The following is a 16,935-nucleotide window of genomic DNA, read 5'->3' as shown; positions in this document are numbered from 1 at the left end:
CAGCAATGGCCCTCGCCACCAAATGCCCCCATTGCAACACGATATTTCGGGTCGCTGCTGACCAGTTGAAGTTACGTGGGGGCATCGTGCGCTGTGGCACATGCAGGGAAGTGTTTGACGGCAATGCCGCGCTGGTCGATCCGGCCGCGGCATCGCCGTTTTTAACATCCGCTCCCGGTACTGCCGCCCCGCCGTCAAGCAGTTATCCGGCCGACAACAGCCTGCCGTCCGCCACGGACGACGAACCTATTTATTCCCTCGACTTCGACACCTCGTTCGACCCGTTCGGCATCTTGCCGGAAACGGCGCAGCTCAAGGACGACGCGGACGATGGCGAACACATCGAGCTGGACCTCGACGTCAGCCTGCCTGCCGAGGTACCGGCCGACGCGCCGCTCGACCTGCCTGAAGAAACACCAGCAGACACCCCGGCAGAGCCGCCAGAAGCGCCGCTGCCCCAGCCGATGGCGCCCTTCAGGCGCCGCCAGGTCGATGACGTGCCCGCCTTCGCCACGTATCTGCGCGACAGCCGCCGCGAACCGAATCTGGACGCTGGCACAGCACCGGCGCTGCCGGCGACGGAAAAAGTCAGCCTGGACAAGCCCGTGCCGCCTGCGCCTGCCGCAGCCAGCCCTGCGCGCCGGGAACCGACGCTGGCCGACCATTCCTTCACGCCGCTGCCCGCCGCCCCCGTTGTACCGGCGCCAGCCGAAGAGCAGGAAGCACCGGTCCTGCCGCCGGCAGACGACGAACCGGCTTTCGTCACCCAGGGCCGGCGCCGCGAACAGAGCAGCAAAGCCCTGCGCATGGCCATGGCCATCGGCTCGCTGGTGCTGCTGCTTTTGCTATTCCTGCAGGTAATGACCACCTTCCGCAATCCGCTGGCGGCGCAATTTCCGCAGTGGAAGTCGACCCTGGTCGCGCTGTGCAAGCTCAGCGGCTGCCAGGTCGACTTGCCGGCGCAGATCGAGGCGCTGGCCATCGAGCAGGGCGAGTTGCAGACCCTGAAGGAACAAACCTTTTCCTATGTCTCGCTGCTGCGCAACCACAGCCGCAGCGTGCAAGCCTGGCCCAGCATCGAACTGATCCTCAACGACGCGAACGACAAGCCCCTCTTGCGCCGCGTGATCGCGCCGCGCGACTACCTGCCGGCCACTATCGACGTGAGCAAGGGGTTTGCACCGCGCTCGGAACAAACCATCAAACTGTATTTCGCATTAGACCAGCTCACGGCGTCTGGCTACCATATCGCCATCTTCTACCCTTAACAGACACTATCATGACCAAAACATCGCTGATCTGCGGCTCGCTTGCCACCGATACCATCATGCAATTCCCCGGCCGCTTCGGCGAATCGCTGCTGGCCGACCAGTTGCACAAGGTGAACGTCTCCTTCCTCGTGCCCACCATGCGCACGGAGTTCGGCGGCTGCTCGGGCAACATCGCCTACAGCCTGAAAATGCTGGGTGGCGACCCGCGCATCGTCGGCGTCATGGGGCAAGACAGCGCCGCCTACCTGGAACGCCTGCAAAAGCTGGGCATTTCCACCGCCAACATCCTGATCAAGGCCGACAGCTACAACGCGCAGTGCTTCGTCACGGCCGATGCGGACAATAACCAGATCAACGCCTTCCACCCGGGCGCCATGTCGTTTGCGCATGAAAACCCGATCGCCAATGCGGGCCCGGCCAAGGTCGCCATCATCTCGCCGGACGGCGACCAGGGCATGCTCAAGCACGCCGCCGACCTGGCCGAGCTGGGCATCCCCTTCATGTTCGACCCGGGCCAGCAGTTGCCACGTTTCAATGGTGAACAGTTGATCGACTTCATCAACAAGGCCACGTATGTGTCGGCCAACGATTATGAGATGGAAATGTTGATGGAACGCACGGGCTTGACCCTGCCGGACATCGCCAGCCGCCTGGAAGCGCTGATCGTCACGCGTGGCGAAAAGGGATCGGAGATCTATACGGATGGCAAGCGCATCGACATTCCTGTCGTGACCGCCAAGGAAGTACTGGACCCGACCGGTTGCGGCGACGCCTATCGTGCCGGCTTGCTGTTCGGCATCACCAACGACCTGGACTGGGAAACCAGCGGCCGCCTGGCCAGCCTGCTGGGCGCCATCAAGATCTCCACCCAGGGTGCGCAAAACCACGTGTTTACCCCGGAGAGCATCGCCGACCAGTTCGAAGCGGCGTTCGGTTACCGCTATTAATATGTAGGTCGGGTTCGTGGGGATGTCGGGTTACGCTACGCTAACCCGACCCACGCCCTCACATCACCATCATCGCAGCACAATAATCATTCCCACCAGCACTTGCGCGATCTGCAGCAGGATCAGCGCCACCAGCAGCGACAAGTCCAGGCTGCCCACCAGCGGCACCACCTTGCGGATCGGACGCAGCAGCGGCTCGTTCAGGGCCCGCACAAACGGCGCCAGCGGCGCATGCGGATTAACCCAGCTGAAGATGGCTTCGATGATCAGCAAGGCCATGAAACCGTAGAGTATCCATTGCAGGAAGCGTTGCAGCGACTTGAGCAGCACCACTTCGACGGGAGCGCCGGAAATAAACAGCACCGAGCTGGCCAGCAGCACGATCAGGAAGGCGCCGATCAGGCTGGCCCAGTCATACCCGCCCACGCCCGGCACCACGCGGCGCAGGGGACGCACCAGCCAGTCGGACAATTGAAACGTGAATTGCGCCACCGACGAGGGCGGCCGCACGCGCACCGCCTGCATCCAGAAGCGCAGCAGCAACACGCCGCCCAGCAAGGTGGCAATGGTATCAACGATCAATGTAAGGATAACGATCAGCACGACTAATTCTCCAAAAAAAAACCGCTGTGTGATTGAGTCACACAGCGGCGTGTTGCCTCATCCAGGCACCCGTATCGTTGGAATTACGATGGGCGGGTGCTGGTTGGGAATGGCCAGGCTGCAGCCGGTGCCAACACGGTTTTTGCTACAGGTGCGATAGGTGCCGATGGCTTGGCGACAGGCGCTGCCTTCTTCGGTGCGGCCTTTTTAGGCGCGGCCTTCTTGGCGGCTGGCTTGGCGGCCACGGCGGCTGGTGCCGCTGGAGCTGCTGCCGGCGCTGCTGCTGGTGCGGCTGCCACGACTGGCGCTGCGGCTGGCTTGGCGGCAGGTTTCGCTGCGGCTTTGGCTGCCGGCTTGGCTGCTACCTTGGCGGCTGGCTTGGCTGCAGCTTTTGCTGCTGGCTTCGCTGCTACCTTGGCCGCTGGCTTGGCTGCAGGTTTCGCTGCTGGCTTCGCTGCTGGCTTCGCTGCAACCTTGGCGGCAGGTTTCGCTGCTGCTTTGGCTGCTGGCTTGGCTGCTGGCTTGGCTGCAGCTTTTGCTGCCGGCTTCGCTGCTGCCTTGGCCGCTGGCTTGGCTGCAGCTTTTGCTGCTGGCTTGGCTGCTGGCTTCGCTGCGACCTTGGCCGCTGGCTTCGCTGCAGCCTTAGTTGCTGCCTTGGCTGCTGGCTTGGCTGCTGCTTTGGCGGCCGGCTTCGCTGCTGCCTTGGCGACGACTTTTTTCGCTGCTGGCTTGGCTGCCGCTTTGGCAGCCGGCTTGGCTGCTGCCTTGGCGGCTGGTTTCGCTACGGCTTTTTTCGCTGCCGGCTTCGCTGCTGCCTTGGCTGCTGGCTTGGCGGCAGCCTTGGCGGCTGGCTTCGCTGCTGCTTTGGCGGCTGGCTTGGCTGCTGCCTTGGCGACGACTTTTTTCGCTGCTGGCTTGGCTGCTGCCTTGGCTGCAGGTTTCGCTGCGGCTTTTTTCACTGCTGGCTTGGCTGTTGCCTTGGCGGCTGGTTTCGCCGCAGCTTTTGCTGCTGGCTTGGCAACGGCTTTTTTCGCCGCTGGCTTGGCCGCTGCCTTGGCGACAGGTTTCGCTGCCACTTTCGCTGCTGGCTTGGCTGCCGGCTTGGCTGCCGGTTTTGCTGCTGCCTTGGCCGCTGGTTTCGCTGCGGCTTTCGCTACTGGCTTGGCAGCCACTTTTGCTGCAGGCTTGGCTGCGGCTTTGGCGGCTGGTTTTGCTGCTGGTTTCGCTGCGGCTTTGGCAGCTGGTTTAGCGGCAACCGTCTTCGCTGCGGCTGCCGGCTTCTTCGCGGCAGGAGCAGCCTTGGCGGCTGGTTTCTTTACTTCTGATTTCTTAGCGGCTGTTGCCATTTGTCTCTCCTTCATCTGAGATGAGAAATTTAAGCTACAAGATTTAAACCCGTCCGACCCACCACAGGGATAGGCCAGGCGAATTATTCATCGGCACAAACGGTCGTTTGCGCTAATGAATTCGGCACCAGCTGAACTGCTGCAACTCCTCACGTTTGCAGCACTTCAGCCATCGTCGGTGCCACCCTGCTTTATCTCGCAGCTGGTGGCAAAGTCTGAATTCGGTCATTCGTTTCGATGCCGTGCGTTTTTTCGCTCCTCGCATCGCGCTCGCCACAACACCGATGCGTCAAATAAAAAACCGCCATGCCTGAAAAAAATTCGGGCACGGCGGCAGACGAAAACGGTGTGGTTTTGTGCATATCCGTGTAAATCTGTATCCCTGTTTTGCGAGGTTTTTTCGCTACCGCGCTGGTTAAAAAACCCCGCATTCTAACGCTCGCATTTGCAATCTCATAAAGTACACGAAAACCTTGTCAATGCGCAACCGGCACGACACGTTTTCGCCCCCTTTTTTGCACGATACGCGTGCTATCGCACAATCGCGCGGCAAATGCCGCCGCCAGCGTGTCCGGAAACGATATTTTCGGCCCGCGATGCGGCCGCGCTCAACATCCGAAAAGCTCGGCGCAGGCCACTTCGCAACGCCCGATGCGCGCGCATTTTTGCGCCCTGCCGATGGCGCTTTTCAGCACGCCGCGGCGACGCAATTTTTCTGCGCCAGCACGAGAAAAAAGCTCCGTCATGTGACGGCGTTTTGGGCTTGAGAGCGCGGGCTGATTCCCGCTTCGGCGCGCCGCCGGCCTGCTGTTCCATCACAGGCGTCTCGACGAAGTCGCGTCCCTTCGCCACGTCGATCATCTCGCTCGTCCACAACTGCGGGCTGCCATCTTGAGCGTGTTGGGCAAGCCGATGCCGAATCCGCCGTGCATCGATGCGTCGCGCAGGAAGTGCACTTTTGACGTAGCCACCATCGAGCTCTGTCGACCCAGTGCCAGGATCGGCGTGCAACCGAAGTGGAAGGACTGGCAGGGCATCAGGCTGGGGAAGACGGGCGGAGTGTCGGGCGGCGGCTGGCCGTTCGACACATTGACTGCGACGTAGGTTGGTCGGGATGTGGTCGAACCGGGAAAATGTTCCGCCACAAAAGAAAAACGCCGTCACATGACGGCGCTTCTGGCAAAACGGGATGCAACACCCGCCTTGTACATTGACTTCAATACTGGCTTATTCCCAGTTCAGCGCGCCGCCGGTCTGGTATTCCGTCACGCGCGTCTCGAAGAAGTTACGTTCCTTCTTCATGTCGATCATCTCGCTCATCCACGGGAACGGGTTTTCTTCCTGGGCGAACAGCGGCTCGATGCCGATCTGCTGCGCGCGGCGGTTGGCGATGAAGCGCAAATAGCCCTTGAACATTGGCGCGTTCAGACCCAGCACGCCGCGCGGCATGGTGTCTTCCGCATACGCGTATTCCAGTTCCACGGCCTTCATGAACAGGTCCTTGATCTCTTCGCGGAAAGCGGCCGTCCACAGCTGCGGGTTTTCCATCTTGATCGTGTTGATCAAGTCGATGCCGAAGTTGCAGTGCATCGATTCGTCGCGCAGGATGTACTGGTACTGCTCGGCCGCGCCCATCATCTTGTTCTGGCGGCCCAGCGCCAGGATCTGCGTGAAGCCGACGTAGAAAAACAAACCTTCCATCAGGCAGGCAAACACGATCAGCGATTTCAGCAGCTTCTGGTCGTTTTCCACCGTGCCGGTGACGAAGGCCGGGTCGGTCAGGGTGTTGATGAACGGGATCAGGAATTCATCCTTGTCGCGGATCGACTTGACTTCGTTGTAGGCGTTGAAGATCTCGCCTTCGTCCAGGCCCAGCGATTCGACGATGTACTGGTAGGCGTGCGTGTGGATCGCTTCCTCGAACGCCTGGCGCAGCAGGTACTGGCGGCACTCGGGCGCGGTGATGTGGCGGTAGGTGCCCAGCACGATGTTGTTGGCGGCCAGCGAGTCGGCCGTCACGAAGAAGCCCAGGTTGCGCTTGACCAGGCGGCGCTCGTCGTCCGTCAGGCCGTTCGGGTTCTTCCACAGCTCGATATCGCGCTGCATGTTTACTTCCTGCGGCATCCAGTGGTTGGCGCAGCCGGCCAGGTATTTGTCCCACGCCCATTTATATTTGAACGGCACCAGCTGGTTGACGTCCGTCTTGCCGTTGATGATGCGCTTGTCGTCGGCATTCACGCGGCGCGCCACTTGCTCGGCGTTCGCTTCGGACGGCTCGGCGCCGGCCGGCAGGTTCAAATCGGTATTTCCCAGTGGCGCTTGCTGCGCCGGACGCGGCACAGCTGCCGACGTAGTTTCATCATCCCAAGACAACGACATATTCTTCTTCCTTTCCATGCCGGCGAGCCGGCGGTCCGCAACAGGCCCGTTGTATCGGACAATGCGGACATTGACAACATTGAATCAGCCCAGAAGTTCTGGGCTGACAACTAAAATCTTACTGGCAGGCTTCGCATTCCTCGAAACCGTCATCCCCCGGGCGCAGGTAGCAGGCTTCGCCATCGGCGTCGTCCGCCGCCGCTGCCACGGCTGCCACCGGCGCCACGGCGGCAGCGGCTGCCGCCACGACGGCCGCCTGGGCGCTCTGTGCGCTGGCCGACATGCCGCCATCGACTGCCACGGCGTTCAGCGCGCCCGTCTTGGAGGTCGATTTCTCCATGTGGGTAGCGGCGATGGTACGCAGGTAGTAGGTGGTTTTCAGGCCACGCAGCCATGCCAGCTTGTAGGTCTCGTCGAGCTTCTTGCCCGAAGCGCCAGCCATGTAGATGTTCAGCGACTGGGCCTGGTCGATCCACTTCTGGCGACGCGAAGCCGCTTCCACCAGCCAGCTTGGCGACACTTCAAAGGCGGTGGCGTAGATGTCGCGCAGGTCTTGCGGGATGCGGTCGATCTTCACCAGCGAGCCGTCGAAGTATTTCAGGTCGGAGATCATGACTTCATCCCACAGGTCGCGCGCCTTCAGGTCGCGCACCAGGTAGCCGTTGATCTCGGTGAATTCGCCCGACAGGTTCGATTTCACGTACAGGTTCTGGAACGTCGGCTCGATACAGGCCGAGACGCCGATGATGTTCGAAATCGTCGCCGTCGGGGCGATCGCCACGCAGTTCGAGTTGCGCATGCCGAACTTGGCGATGCGTTCGCGCACCGGCGTCCAGTCCATGGCCGACGAGGAATCGACTTCCAGGTAGCCGCCGCGCTCTTCGGCCAGCAGTTTGACCGAGTCCTGCGGCAGGATGCCGCGGTCCCACAGCGAACCGGCGTACGACTCATAGCGGCCGCGCTCTTCGGCCAGTTCCGTCGACGCCAGGTAGGCGTAGTAGCAGACGGCTTCCATCGAGGTGTCGGCGAAGCTGACAGCCGCGTCCGAGGCGAACGGCACGCGCATCATGTGCAGGCAGTCCTGGAAGCCCATCACGCCCATGCCGACCGGACGGTGGCGCATGTTCGAATTGCGCGCCTTCTCGACGGCGTAGTAATTGATGTCGATGACGTTGTCGAGCATGCGCATGGCGGTGCGGATGGTCTTGGCCAGCTTGACGTGATCGAGCTTGCCTTCCTTCATGTGCGCCGGCATGTTGACGGAACCGAGGTTGCAGACGGCGATTTCGTCAGGGCCCGTGTTCAGCGTGATTTCCGTGCACAGGTTCGAGCTGTGGACGACGCCGACGTGCGACTGCGGGCTGCGGATGTTGCAAGGATCCTTGAACGTGATCCATGGGTGGCCCGTTTCAAACAGCATCGACAGCATCTTGCGCCACAGGTCCAGCGCCTGGACCTTCTTGAAGACGCGGATTTCGCCGGCGGCGGCCTTGGCTTCGTAGCCCAGGTAAGCCTGTTCAAAGGCCTTGCCGACCTTGTCGTGCAGGTCAGGCGTGTCCGACGGCGAGAACAGGGTCCACTCGCCTTTTTCCATGACGCGCTTCATGAACATGTCGGGAATCCAGTTCGCCGTGTTCATGTCGTGCGTGCGGCGGCGGTCGTCGCCCGTGTTCTTGCGCAGGTCGAGGAATTCCTCGATGTCCATGTGCCAGGTTTCCAGGTAGGCGCACACGGCGCCCTTGCGCTTGCCGCCCTGGTTGACTGCCACGGCCGTGTCGTTGACCACTTTCAGGAACGGCACCACGCCTTGCGACTTGCCGTTGGTGCCCTTGATGTGGGCGCCCAGGGCGCGCACCGGCGTCCAGTCGTTGCCCAGGCCGCCGGCGAACTTGGCCAGCAGCGCGTTGTCCTTGATGGCGTCGTAGATGCCTTCCAGGTCGTCGGAGACGGTGCTCAGGTAGCACGACGACAGCTGCGAGCGCAGGGTGCCCGAGTTGAACAGGGTCGGGGTCGAGCTCATGAAGTCGAACGAGGACAGCAGGCTGTAGAACTCGATGGCGCGCGCTTCGCGGTCCGCTTCGTTCAGCGCCAGGCCCATGGCCACGCGCATGTAGAACGCTTGCGGCATTTCGATGCGCACGTCCTGGATGTGCAGGAAGTAGCGGTCGTACAGGGTTTGCAGGCCGATGTAGCCGAATTGCAAGTCGCGGTCGGCAACGATGGCCTTCGCCAGGCGTTCCAGGTCGAAACTGGCGAGTACCGGGTTCAGCAGCTCGGCGGCGATGCCCTTGGCGATATATTGCGGGAAATACGTCAGATATTCTGCGGCAGCGGCCGCTTGCGGCACTTCCTTGCCGAACACTTCCTTGCGCACCGTGTGCAGCAAGATGCGGGCCGTGACCTGGCTGTAGGCCGGGTCTTTTTCCATCAGCGCGCGCGCCGCCAGGATGGCCGACTTGTGCAGCTCTTCGACGGGCACGCCGTCGTACAGGTTCTTCACCGTTTCAGCCAGGATGGCGTCGGCATCGACGTGCTTTTCCAGGCCGGCGCAGGCGGCGTTGATCAGGTCGCGCACTTCCTGCATGTCCAGCAGGCGGCGCACACCGTTGTCGGTGACATTTAATTGTGGTGCGGAAACTTGTGCGGACGCGCCTTGCGCTTCCTTCTGCAGGCGGCGCTCTTCCATGTGCTTGGCACGGTACAGCACGTAGGCACGCGCCACGTCGTGTTCGCCCGAACGCATCAGCGACAGTTCCACCTGGTCTTGCACGTCTTCGATATGGAAGGTGCCGCCGCCCGGATGGCGGCGCACCAGCGCGGCGACGACGCCGTCGGTCAGCTGTTCCACCAGTTCGCGGATGCGTGCCGAGGCTGCGCCCTGGCCGCCGTTAACGGCCAAAAACGCCTTGGTCATGGCGATGGCGATCTTCGAAGGCTCAAATGCCACCACCGCGCCGTTGCGGCGGATGATGCGATAGTCGCCCAATGCCGCGCCCGTGCTCGCCACGCTGTTGGCCGCGCCTGGCGCTGGCGATACTGGCGTTGGATGGATAGAAATATCTTGTGGTGATTGCATTGAAGCTCCCGTTGTCAGCTAAAGTCAGCCTGCAGTTTTGCCGCCGCGTGTGTTGTTGAATAGAACGCCCGATGGTCAGGGCTTCTTCAGGTATTTATTGCTAAATAGTAAATTTGTAATGCATAAAACAGCTCAGTATCCATAGCGCCACACCGTACTGCCCGGCTGGCGCGAAACACGATCAAGGGTGATAAACCGCCAGTTCCAGTGCTTTATCAGCAATCCGGGTAGCTTTGACAATAATTCTGAAAACGTCTGTGATGGCACTAGATATAGTCTTTACATCCAACTTCTGCACTAATTGTAGTGCCCATCGAAGGGCGATGCAATAGTTTTCCGGCATCCGTCGGCGTAATTTTTTGTATTTTCATATACGATTTCGGTTGACTTTTCAGGGTAGGGATGGAAAGCCCAATCCCCGCGAAGTAAGCGCTAACGCAGGCTGTCCGTGCAGGGTTTCCAGCCAGCATACTTGGTAAAAATGCCAGTCAAAAAACGGCCCCGGATCCGTCTTCCTCCCCGGCGCGATATGCTCGTGGCCGCGCACCTGGGACAGCCCGTGGCGTGCCACCAGCGCCGCCGTCAGCAGCGCCAGCACGCGGTATTGCTGCCGCTGAAAGGGCACAAAGTCCGAGCCTTCCATTTCGATACCGATCGAATAGCCATTGCACTGCGGGCGTCCTTCGAACATGGACGCGCCCGCATGCCAGGCACGTTGATCAGTAGAAACATATTGCAACAGCGTGCCATCGCGCCGCACAAAAAAGTGCGCCGACACCTGCAAGCCACGCAGGTCGGCGAAAGAAGGATCGGCATTATAATCTACGCGGCCCGTAAACAAGTCCGACACATGCGGTCCGCCGAAGTGTCCGCCCGGCAAGCTGATGTTATGGATCACCAGCAAGTCGACTTGCGCACCAGCCGGGCGCGCATCGTGGTACGGCGAGTCATAGCGCAGCGCGCCGTCGCACCAGCCGTCTTCATCTATCGTCCATGCGCTCATCAAGTAAGGCTTCCTGTATCGTCAATTTCTGCATGCGGTAACGCAACTGGCGCACGCTCAAGCCCAGCTGGCGCGCCGCCCGCGCACGGTGATAGCGCGCCTGCACCAGCGCCTGCATGATCATGGCGCGCTCGGCCTGGCGCAGATACACGTCCAGCGGCAGGACCGGGGCCACGCCATATGCCGCCATGCCGGGCAGGCACAGTTGCCGCTCCGACGCGGCCGGCAGAGCCGGCGCCGCCCGCAACGGCATGCTGCCCGGCCCGGACGGCAAGGCCAGCCCGTCGAGTTCGATCACGCCGCCGTCGGCAAAGGCCAGCGCCCGCTCCAGCACGTTTTCCAGTTCGCGCACATTGCCGGGAAATGCATACGCGGCCAGGGCCGCCAGCACGGGCGGCGCCAGGCTCACGGTCCGGCGTGGCGACAGGCGCGCGAGGATCACCTCACATAATACCTGCAGATCGCCGCGCCGCTCGCGCAGCGGCGGCAGCGCCAGCTCGATCACATTGAGCCGGTAAAACAGATCCTGGCGGAACGTGCCGGCGGCCACGCCGCGCGCCAGGCCATGCTGGCTGGCGCACAGGATGCGCACGTCGACGGCCTCGTCCGTACTGCCGCCCAGCTTGCGCACGCGGCGCTCCTGCAGCACGCGCAGCAGTTTTACCTGCATGGCCAGCGGCAGGTCGTCGACTTCGTCGAGCAGCAGGCTGCCGCCATGGGCCGCCTGGAACAAGCCCTGGCGTTCGTGCAGCGCGCCCGTATAGGCGCCCGGGCGGCAGCCGAAGAATTCCGCTTCCATCAGCGCGTCGGGTATGGCGCCGCAATTGACGGCGATAAACGGCAAGCCGGCGCGCGCACCCTGCGCATGGATGGCGCGCGCCGCCAATTCCTTGCCCGTGCCCGATTCGCCGCGAATGGCCACGGGCGCGCCGCAGCGGGCGATGCGGCTTATCTGCGCGCGCAGCGCCTGCATGGGCAGCGAATTACCGCTCAGTTGCGGCGCCGGCGGCATGCCGGCGGTGGTCACGGTCTGCTGGCTGGTGCGGGGACTGGACATGGGAGCGCGCCTTTCTGCAATGGCGGTGGCGAACCGCCTGCTGCAGATGCTACGCCGGATGGATGCCGGAGGTCGTTACGATACGGATGAGCAACGCGCGCGCACCTGCGGGCCTGCCCTTACAAGGTGGCGTGCGCGTGGCTGCAGTAATCGTGGCCCTTGGCCTGCACGTTTTCCGAAGCCGGGTAGTACACGCCGCAGTGGGCGCAGCACAGCATCAGCTCGGCATCGGGCAATTCCTGCGGCCGACCCGGCGGCACAAACGGATTCGGCTGCTGCTGCGCGCGGGCGCGCTGCTGCATGCCCCGGATCTTGCTGCGGATGGCAAACAGCACCAGGAACACCAGCGCCAGCCAGAATAAAACACGTGTCATGCGAATCCTCGGTGTAAAACCACTTCCAGTACAAAACGGCTGCCAACATAGGCCAGCAGCAAGGTGGCGAAACCGGCCAGGGTGAAGCTCAGGGCCGTCTTGCCGCGCCAGCCGCGAAAGCGGCGCCCTGCCAGCAGGGCGGCAAACAATAGCCACGACAGCATGGTAAACACCGATTTGTGATCCCAGTTGAGCGCCTTGCCAAATAATTGCTCGGAAAACACGATACCCGACAGCACGGTCAGGCTGAGCAAAATAAAGCCCAGGCCGATCATGCGGAACAGCAGCTTTTCCATCGTCAGCAGGGCTGGCAGCTGGTCCAGCGCGCTGCCGATAAAGCCGCGGCTTTCGCTGCGCGTATGCAGCCGCGATTCCTGCAGCGCCATCAGCACGGCGTGAAAGGCGGCGATCGTCAAGGTGCTGTACGCGAGCACGGCCACGGCGATATGCCAGCCGAAGACGGCCGACTTGCCTTCCATGCTGACCTGGCTGCCGGGAAAGGCCCAGGCCAGGCCGATGGCGATGACGGCGCTGGGCATGACCATGCGGCGCAGTCCGTCCAGGCTGAAATTGCGGTTCTCTATCCAGTAGGCACCGACCGAAACCCACAGCGCGGCCGACAGCATGGCGGAAAAACCGAAGCGCAAGGTACCCGGCGCCATCAGGTCGAACCACAGGGTGGCCGCGTGCGCCAGCCAGGCGACGCCGGTCAGGCCGGCAATGAGCCGGGCACGGGACGAGGGAAGCACCGCGCACGCCGCGTACAACAGGGCGGCGATGAAAAAGAAATAGATCTGCATAGTTTAAGTTTACACCATAGCCGGCAAGCGCGATTCAAGCGACAGTATGGGCTGCAGGCAATTCGCCGGCCGCCGATACCGCAAGCCTGCCATGATATCGCGCCTCGGGCGCGACGGGGTGGCGCACCCTCAAGATTTCGGCAATCTTTCCTTCCATGTACGGTCGCCGCGTCGGGGCCACGTTGCCATCCTGATTAGCCAGTCCTATAATTATGTCCATAGAGCAACAATCGTCCACCTTTCGCCACTCGTCCCCCGCCGCCGCCATGTTTTCTTTCAAAAAAATTTCCTGGACCTGCCTCCTGCTGGCCGTCTGCACTATATTAAGCGGCTGCATGAAAGATGCGCCGTCCCAATCCACCTACGAAGAGTATTTCCGTACCTCGATCCAGGGCTATGACTTGTACAAGGATTACTTCGACATCGCGAAGCTGGAAAAGCTCAATGGCTGGAAAGAAAACGAACAATATGAAATCAAGGGCTCGGCCGTGCTGCGCGCCAGGGTGGGCTACCTGGAATTGCTGGCCGACGTGGCCGACAAGCTCGAGGCGCAGGCCAAGACGGACGGCTCCGTGGGCATGACCATGGGCCTGGGCCTGATGGCGCGCGGCATGGGCGGCGAAAACAAGGTGTTCCGCGAATTCTGGACGCAGCAGCAGGAAAGGAAGGCGATTCCCGCGCCGCTGCTGGCGCGCCAGGCGGCGATGACGCCCGAGCGTTTCGAGAACCTGCTGCAATGGTCGGACCAGCTCGTGCAAGACAATTACGGCGCCATCATCAGCCGCCAGCTCAAGAAGGGCGATGAACTGACGCGCATCTACACCTTGAGCTTCCGGCAGACGGAAAAAGGCTGGATGGGTTTTAACGCCCGCTAAGGCCACGCCTCCACAAAAAAACCTCCGCGCCATCGCTGGCACGGAGGTTTTTTAATGGTTGCTTGATTTACTTCACGTTCAGGCTCTTTTTCGCCTGCTCCAGCAAGTCCGTCTTGACCCAGTCCTTGGCCACGGGCGGCTTCGTCATGCGGCCCACGCCCGTTTTCACCATCACGTCCGTGGTGACCTGGATATGTTCGGGCGAGATGTCGTACGAATACGGCGAATTGCTGATCGCGTCGTCGAAGTCATCCTTCGTGATCTGGCCGCGGAACACGACTTCACGCACATACTTTTCCGCCGTTGCCTTGTTGTCGATAAAAGTTTTCGTCGCTTCGACGAAGCAGCGCATGAATTTTTCCGCCACCGGACGGCGTTCCTTGTAGAACTTTTCCGTCATCACCATGGTCCGCACGGGTTCGCCGATCGGCGTATCGTACGGTTTCAGGATTTCCACGCCAAAACCCTTGTTGATCGCCTGCGACGATTGCGGTTCCGACTGCATCATGGCATCGATATTCTTGCCCATCAGCGCCTGGTTCAAGTCGGCGTAGGCCAGAAACACCAGCTGCACATCCTTGCCCTTGGTTTCGGAATACGTCAGGCCCGCCTGCGACAGCTCGGCCAGCAGCAGCACTTCCTGGATGCCGCCGCGCGTCACGCCCACGCGCTTGCCCTTGAGTTCCTTGACGCTGGCGATCTTTTGTCCCGCGCCCGCCACCAGGCGCGCGCCGCCCTTGGCAAAGCCGGCCACCACATAGATCGGCGCGCCGCCGGCGCGACCGGAAATGGCCGCTTCGGACGCCGTCGCGCCCACGTCCAGCTCGCCAGCGATAATCGCCTGCATCACGTCGAGGCCCTTGGCGAAGATATGCTCTTCGACCTTGATGCCGCACTTGGGCGCAATTTCCTTGATGTACGACACGGCGCCGTAATGGGCGAATTTCAAATTCCCCAGGCGCACGACTTCCTGCGCCTGCGCCTGCACGGCGCCCATGCCGAACGCCAGCATGAGGGCGGCGGCGATACCGGTCTTCAAAGTGGATTTTTTCTGCATCGGGTTCTCCTGTGGTGGTTGGTATGTGCCCGCCAGGGCATAAGACACGGCATTTTTATTATGGGGAGATAGTACCGCGTGTTAGAGCCAGGGCAACATTTTTTTTGCCGGCGGCCGGCCCTTGCCCGGAGGCGGCAAGGGCCGGCCGGCAGCTACTGTCCCGCCAGCGCCACCACCGGATCGAGTCCCGACGCCTTGCGCGCCGGCATGAAGCCAAACACCAGCCCCGTCACCACGGCGCAGGCAAAGGCGCCGGCGATGGCGCTGAGCGAAAAGATCACCGGCACGTCCCAGACCAGCAGCAGGCCGGCCACCGTCACGCCGACCACGATGCCGGCCACGCCGCCCACCACCGACACCAGCACGGCTTCGGTGAGGAACTGGCGCAGGATGTCGCGCCGGCGCGCGCCCGTCGCCATGCGGATGCCGATTTCACGCGTGCGCTCGCGCACCGTCATCAGCATCACGTTCATGACGCCGATGCCGCCCACCACCAGCGAGACGGCGGCGATCAGGCTGAGCATCATGGTCATGTTGTCCTGCGTCTTCGCTTCGGCGGCGATCGACGCGGCCGCGTTGCTGATGCCGTAGTCGCGGATGCGGTGGCGCTCGAACATGGTGGCGTCGACCGCTGCTTCCACCTCGGTCACGCGCTTGACGTCGGCCACCGCCATCACCGTGTACGTGGGCTCGCGCTGGCCGAAGACGCGGATGCCGGCAGTGGAAAACGGCAGCAGCAGCACATCGTCTTCATCCTTCTCGCCCGTCAGCGCGCCCTTCGCGCTCATCACGCCGATCACCTGGAACGGCACGTTGCCGATCAGGATGCTCTGCCCCACGGGATTGGGCACGTCGGGCATCAGCTTTTCGGCCAGGTGCGCGCCCAGCACGGCCACGGTGGCCATCTCGCGCTCGTCCTCCTCGGTAAAGAAGCCGCCCTTGGCCACGGGCCAGGTCTGGATCTGCGGCAGGGCCGGGCCCGTGCCGCGCACATAGGTCTGCACGTCGAGGTTAGCGTGGCGTATCACCTTGTTGCCCGTGACATTCGGCAGCACGTGGGAAATGCCCGGCACGTCCTTGAGCGCATCGAGGTCGGCCAGGGTGATGCTGCGCCCGGGGATGCGCGAGCTTTCGCCGCGCGAGGCCATGTACAGCAGGTTCGAGCCGAACGCGCCCAGTTGCGCCATCACCTGCTGGCGCGTGCCCAGGCCGATGGCCAGCATGACGATCACGGAAGCGACGCCGATGACGATGCCCAGCAGGGTCAAGCCCGTGCGGAAGCGGTTGATCCACAGCACGCGCCAGGCGGCGCGCGCCGCATCGAGCAATTCCGTGCCCAGCGAAGCGCCGGTATCGTGGGCGGCGCGCGACATGTCCAGCGGCGGCAGGGCCGTCGACGTGGCGGGAATGGCGATGGCGCCCGAGTCCGCGACGATTGCGCCATCGCTGATCTCGATCACGCGGCGCGCCTGGGCCGCCACCTTGCGGTCATGCGTGATCAGGATGATGGTGTGGCCCGCGTCGGCCAGTTCGCCCAGCAGGGCCATGACTTCGGCGCCGCTGCTGCTATCTAACGCCCCCGTCGGTTCATCGGCGAGGATGATGCGCCCGCCATTCATCAGGGCGCGCGCGATCGACACGCGCTGCTGCTGCCCGCCGGACAACTGATTCGGCCGGTGGTCGAGCCGGTCTTTCAATCCCAGGCGCTTGAGCAGCGCTTCGGAACGGGCGTGGCGGGCCGCGGCCGGCATGCCCGCGTACAGGGCCGGCACTTCCACGTTTTCGCGCGCCGATTCGGTGGCGATCAGGTGATAGCCCTGGAAGACGAAGCCGAACGCTTCGCGCCGCAGCCACGCCAGTTCATCGGGATTCAGGCTGGCCACGTCCTGGCCGGCGAAGCGGTAGCTGCCGTCGCTGGGCCTGTCGAGACAGCCCAGCAGATGCATCAGGGTCGACTTGCCGGAACCGGACGCGCCCACGATGGCGACGAATTCGCCGGCGCTGATAGCCAGGGTCAAGCCGCGCAACACTTCCACGGCCGGCGCGCCGTCATGGCCGCCGTAGCGCTTGCGGATGCCGGCAAGCTCGATCAGCGGCGCCGGCTGGCCAGGCTCTCCTGCTTCCCCCAGAGAGGCGGCCTCGCTCAT

At 62.5% G+C, this 16,935-nt stretch carries 15 protein-coding genes; 5 read left to right on the top strand and 10 right to left on the bottom strand.

Annotation, left to right across the window (positions count from 1 at the left end):
• Positions 1 to 5: 5 nt before the first annotated feature.
• Both ACQ4WQ_RS27535 and ACQ4WQ_RS27530 read left to right on the top strand, forming a co-directional pair.
• Complete coding sequence (locus ACQ4WQ_RS27535; RefSeq protein ID WP_436501408.1) at positions 6 to 1,268, top strand: DUF3426 domain-containing protein; 1,263 nt, start codon at positions 6 to 8, stop codon at positions 1,266 to 1,268.
• A gap of 11 nt (positions 1,269 to 1,279) precedes the next feature.
• Positions 1,280 to 2,218, top strand: coding sequence for a carbohydrate kinase family protein (locus ACQ4WQ_RS27530; protein WP_436501406.1), 939 nt, complete (start codon positions 1,280 to 1,282; stop codon positions 2,216 to 2,218).
• 69 nt (positions 2,219 to 2,287) lie between these two features.
• Here the strand turns inward: ACQ4WQ_RS27530 and ACQ4WQ_RS27525 are convergent, their stop codons facing one another.
• Entirely contained in the window at positions 2,288 to 2,821 is a 534-nt protein-coding gene (locus ACQ4WQ_RS27525) for a YggT family protein (RefSeq protein ID WP_227742044.1), read from the bottom strand.
• A gap of 253 nt (positions 2,822 to 3,074) precedes the next feature.
• On the opposite strand from ACQ4WQ_RS27525, the gene ACQ4WQ_RS27520 reads away from it, so the two are divergent.
• Both ACQ4WQ_RS27520 and ACQ4WQ_RS27515 read left to right on the top strand, forming a co-directional pair.
• The gene (locus ACQ4WQ_RS27520) at positions 3,075 to 3,467 is read left to right on the top strand and encodes a hypothetical protein (protein WP_436501404.1); all 393 of its coding nucleotides are present in this window, start codon (positions 3,075 to 3,077) and stop codon (positions 3,465 to 3,467) included.
• Entirely contained in the window at positions 3,468 to 4,070 is a 603-nt protein-coding gene (locus ACQ4WQ_RS27515) for a hypothetical protein (protein WP_436501402.1), read from the top strand. It begins immediately after the preceding gene.
• A gap of 628 nt (positions 4,071 to 4,698) precedes the next feature.
• Here the strand turns inward: ACQ4WQ_RS27515 and ACQ4WQ_RS27510 are convergent.
• The 7 genes from ACQ4WQ_RS27510 to ACQ4WQ_RS27480 form a co-directional block, all read right to left on the bottom strand.
• Positions 4,699 to 5,028, bottom strand: a complete 330-nt coding sequence (locus tag ACQ4WQ_RS27510; protein WP_436501400.1) for a hypothetical protein — start codon at positions 5,026 to 5,028, stop codon at positions 4,699 to 4,701.
• A gap of 366 nt (positions 5,029 to 5,394) precedes the next feature.
• Positions 5,395 to 6,546, bottom strand: coding sequence for a ribonucleotide-diphosphate reductase subunit beta (locus ACQ4WQ_RS27505; protein WP_070218582.1), 1,152 nt, complete (start codon positions 6,544 to 6,546; stop codon positions 5,395 to 5,397).
• A 118-nt stretch (positions 6,547 to 6,664) separates the two neighbouring features.
• Positions 6,665 to 9,622 (bottom strand): ribonucleoside-diphosphate reductase subunit alpha, encoded by a 2,958-nt coding sequence (locus ACQ4WQ_RS27500; RefSeq protein ID WP_436501398.1) that lies wholly within the window; start codon positions 9,620 to 9,622, stop codon positions 6,665 to 6,667.
• A 391-nt stretch (positions 9,623 to 10,013) separates the two neighbouring features.
• Entirely contained in the window at positions 10,014 to 10,625 is a 612-nt protein-coding gene (ampD, locus tag ACQ4WQ_RS27495) for a 1,6-anhydro-N-acetylmuramyl-L-alanine amidase AmpD (protein WP_436501508.1), read from the bottom strand.
• Complete coding sequence (locus ACQ4WQ_RS27490; RefSeq protein ID WP_436501396.1) at positions 10,603 to 11,682, bottom strand: sigma 54-interacting transcriptional regulator; 1,080 nt, start codon at positions 11,680 to 11,682, stop codon at positions 10,603 to 10,605. Before ACQ4WQ_RS27490 ends, ampD begins: the two co-directional genes overlap by 23 nt.
• A gap of 119 nt (positions 11,683 to 11,801) precedes the next feature.
• Positions 11,802 to 12,056: a PP0621 family protein gene (locus tag ACQ4WQ_RS27485; protein ID WP_326457668.1), complete on the bottom strand. Its 255-nt coding sequence runs from the start codon at positions 12,054 to 12,056 to the stop codon at positions 11,802 to 11,804.
• A complete protein-coding gene (locus ACQ4WQ_RS27480) occupies positions 12,053 to 12,856 on the bottom strand; it encodes a cytochrome C assembly family protein (protein ID WP_070218587.1) in 804 nt (267 codons plus the stop codon). Before ACQ4WQ_RS27480 ends, ACQ4WQ_RS27485 begins: the two co-directional genes overlap by 4 nt.
• A gap of 335 nt (positions 12,857 to 13,191) precedes the next feature.
• Here ACQ4WQ_RS27480 and ACQ4WQ_RS27475 point away from each other — a divergent pair, with 335 nt between their 5' ends.
• On the top strand, positions 13,192 to 13,731 hold the full coding sequence (locus ACQ4WQ_RS27475; protein ID WP_436501393.1) for a hypothetical protein: 540 nt from the start codon (positions 13,192 to 13,194) through the stop codon (positions 13,729 to 13,731).
• Between the two features lie 67 nt (positions 13,732 to 13,798).
• Here ACQ4WQ_RS27475 and ACQ4WQ_RS27470 read toward each other — a convergent pair whose 3' ends face one another.
• Together ACQ4WQ_RS27470 and ACQ4WQ_RS27465 are read right to left on the bottom strand one after the other, a co-directional pair.
• Positions 13,799 to 14,788 carry an ABC transporter substrate-binding protein gene (locus ACQ4WQ_RS27470; RefSeq protein ID WP_414654737.1) on the bottom strand — a complete coding sequence of 330 codons (990 nt, stop codon included), beginning with the start codon at positions 14,786 to 14,788 and terminating at the stop codon, positions 13,799 to 13,801.
• 152 nt (positions 14,789 to 14,940) lie between these two features.
• Positions 14,941 to 16,935, bottom strand: coding sequence for a MacB family efflux pump subunit (locus ACQ4WQ_RS27465; RefSeq protein ID WP_436501391.1), 1,995 nt, complete (start codon positions 16,933 to 16,935; stop codon positions 14,941 to 14,943).

The sequence above is a fragment of the Janthinobacterium goodfellowi genome, assembly GCF_051380695.1.
Classification (GTDB): domain Bacteria; phylum Pseudomonadota; class Gammaproteobacteria; order Burkholderiales; family Burkholderiaceae_D; genus Janthinobacterium.
Note: the sequence above shows the minus strand (reverse complement) of the source record. Positions and strands in the feature narration are given on the sequence as shown.

Excerpts from the sequence above, each read along its gene's own strand:
- ACQ4WQ_RS27490 (WP_436501396.1), bottom strand. The coding sequence starts at position 11,682 with ATGTCCAGTCCCCGCACCAGCCAGCAGACCGTGACCACCGCCGGCATG.
- ACQ4WQ_RS27500 (WP_436501398.1), bottom strand. The coding sequence starts at position 9,622 with ATGCAATCACCACAAGATATTTCTATCCATCCAACGCCAGTATCGCCA.
- ACQ4WQ_RS27510 (WP_436501400.1), bottom strand. The coding sequence starts at position 5,028 with ATGATCGACGTGGCGAAGGGACGCGACTTCGTCGAGACGCCTGTGATG.
- ACQ4WQ_RS27530 (WP_436501406.1), top strand. The coding sequence starts at position 1,280 with ATGACCAAAACATCGCTGATCTGCGGCTCGCTTGCCACCGATACCATC.
- ACQ4WQ_RS27535 (WP_436501408.1), top strand. The coding sequence starts at position 6 with ATGGCCCTCGCCACCAAATGCCCCCATTGCAACACGATATTTCGGGTC.
- ampD (WP_436501508.1), bottom strand. The coding sequence starts at position 10,625 with ATGAGCGCATGGACGATAGATGAAGACGGCTGGTGCGACGGCGCGCTG.
- ACQ4WQ_RS27470 (WP_414654737.1), bottom strand. The coding sequence starts at position 14,788 with ATGCAGAAAAAATCCACTTTGAAGACCGGTATCGCCGCCGCCCTCATG.
- ACQ4WQ_RS27475 (WP_436501393.1), top strand. The coding sequence starts at position 13,192 with ATGAAAGATGCGCCGTCCCAATCCACCTACGAAGAGTATTTCCGTACC.
- ACQ4WQ_RS27505 (WP_070218582.1), bottom strand. The coding sequence starts at position 6,546 with ATGTCGTTGTCTTGGGATGATGAAACTACGTCGGCAGCTGTGCCGCGT.
- ACQ4WQ_RS27465 (WP_436501391.1), bottom strand. The coding sequence starts at position 16,935 with ATGAGCGAGGCCGCCTCTCTGGGGGAAGCAGGAGAGCCTGGCCAGCCG.
- ACQ4WQ_RS27480 (WP_070218587.1), bottom strand. The coding sequence starts at position 12,856 with ATGCAGATCTATTTCTTTTTCATCGCCGCCCTGTTGTACGCGGCGTGC.
- ACQ4WQ_RS27485 (WP_326457668.1), bottom strand. The coding sequence starts at position 12,056 with ATGACACGTGTTTTATTCTGGCTGGCGCTGGTGTTCCTGGTGCTGTTT.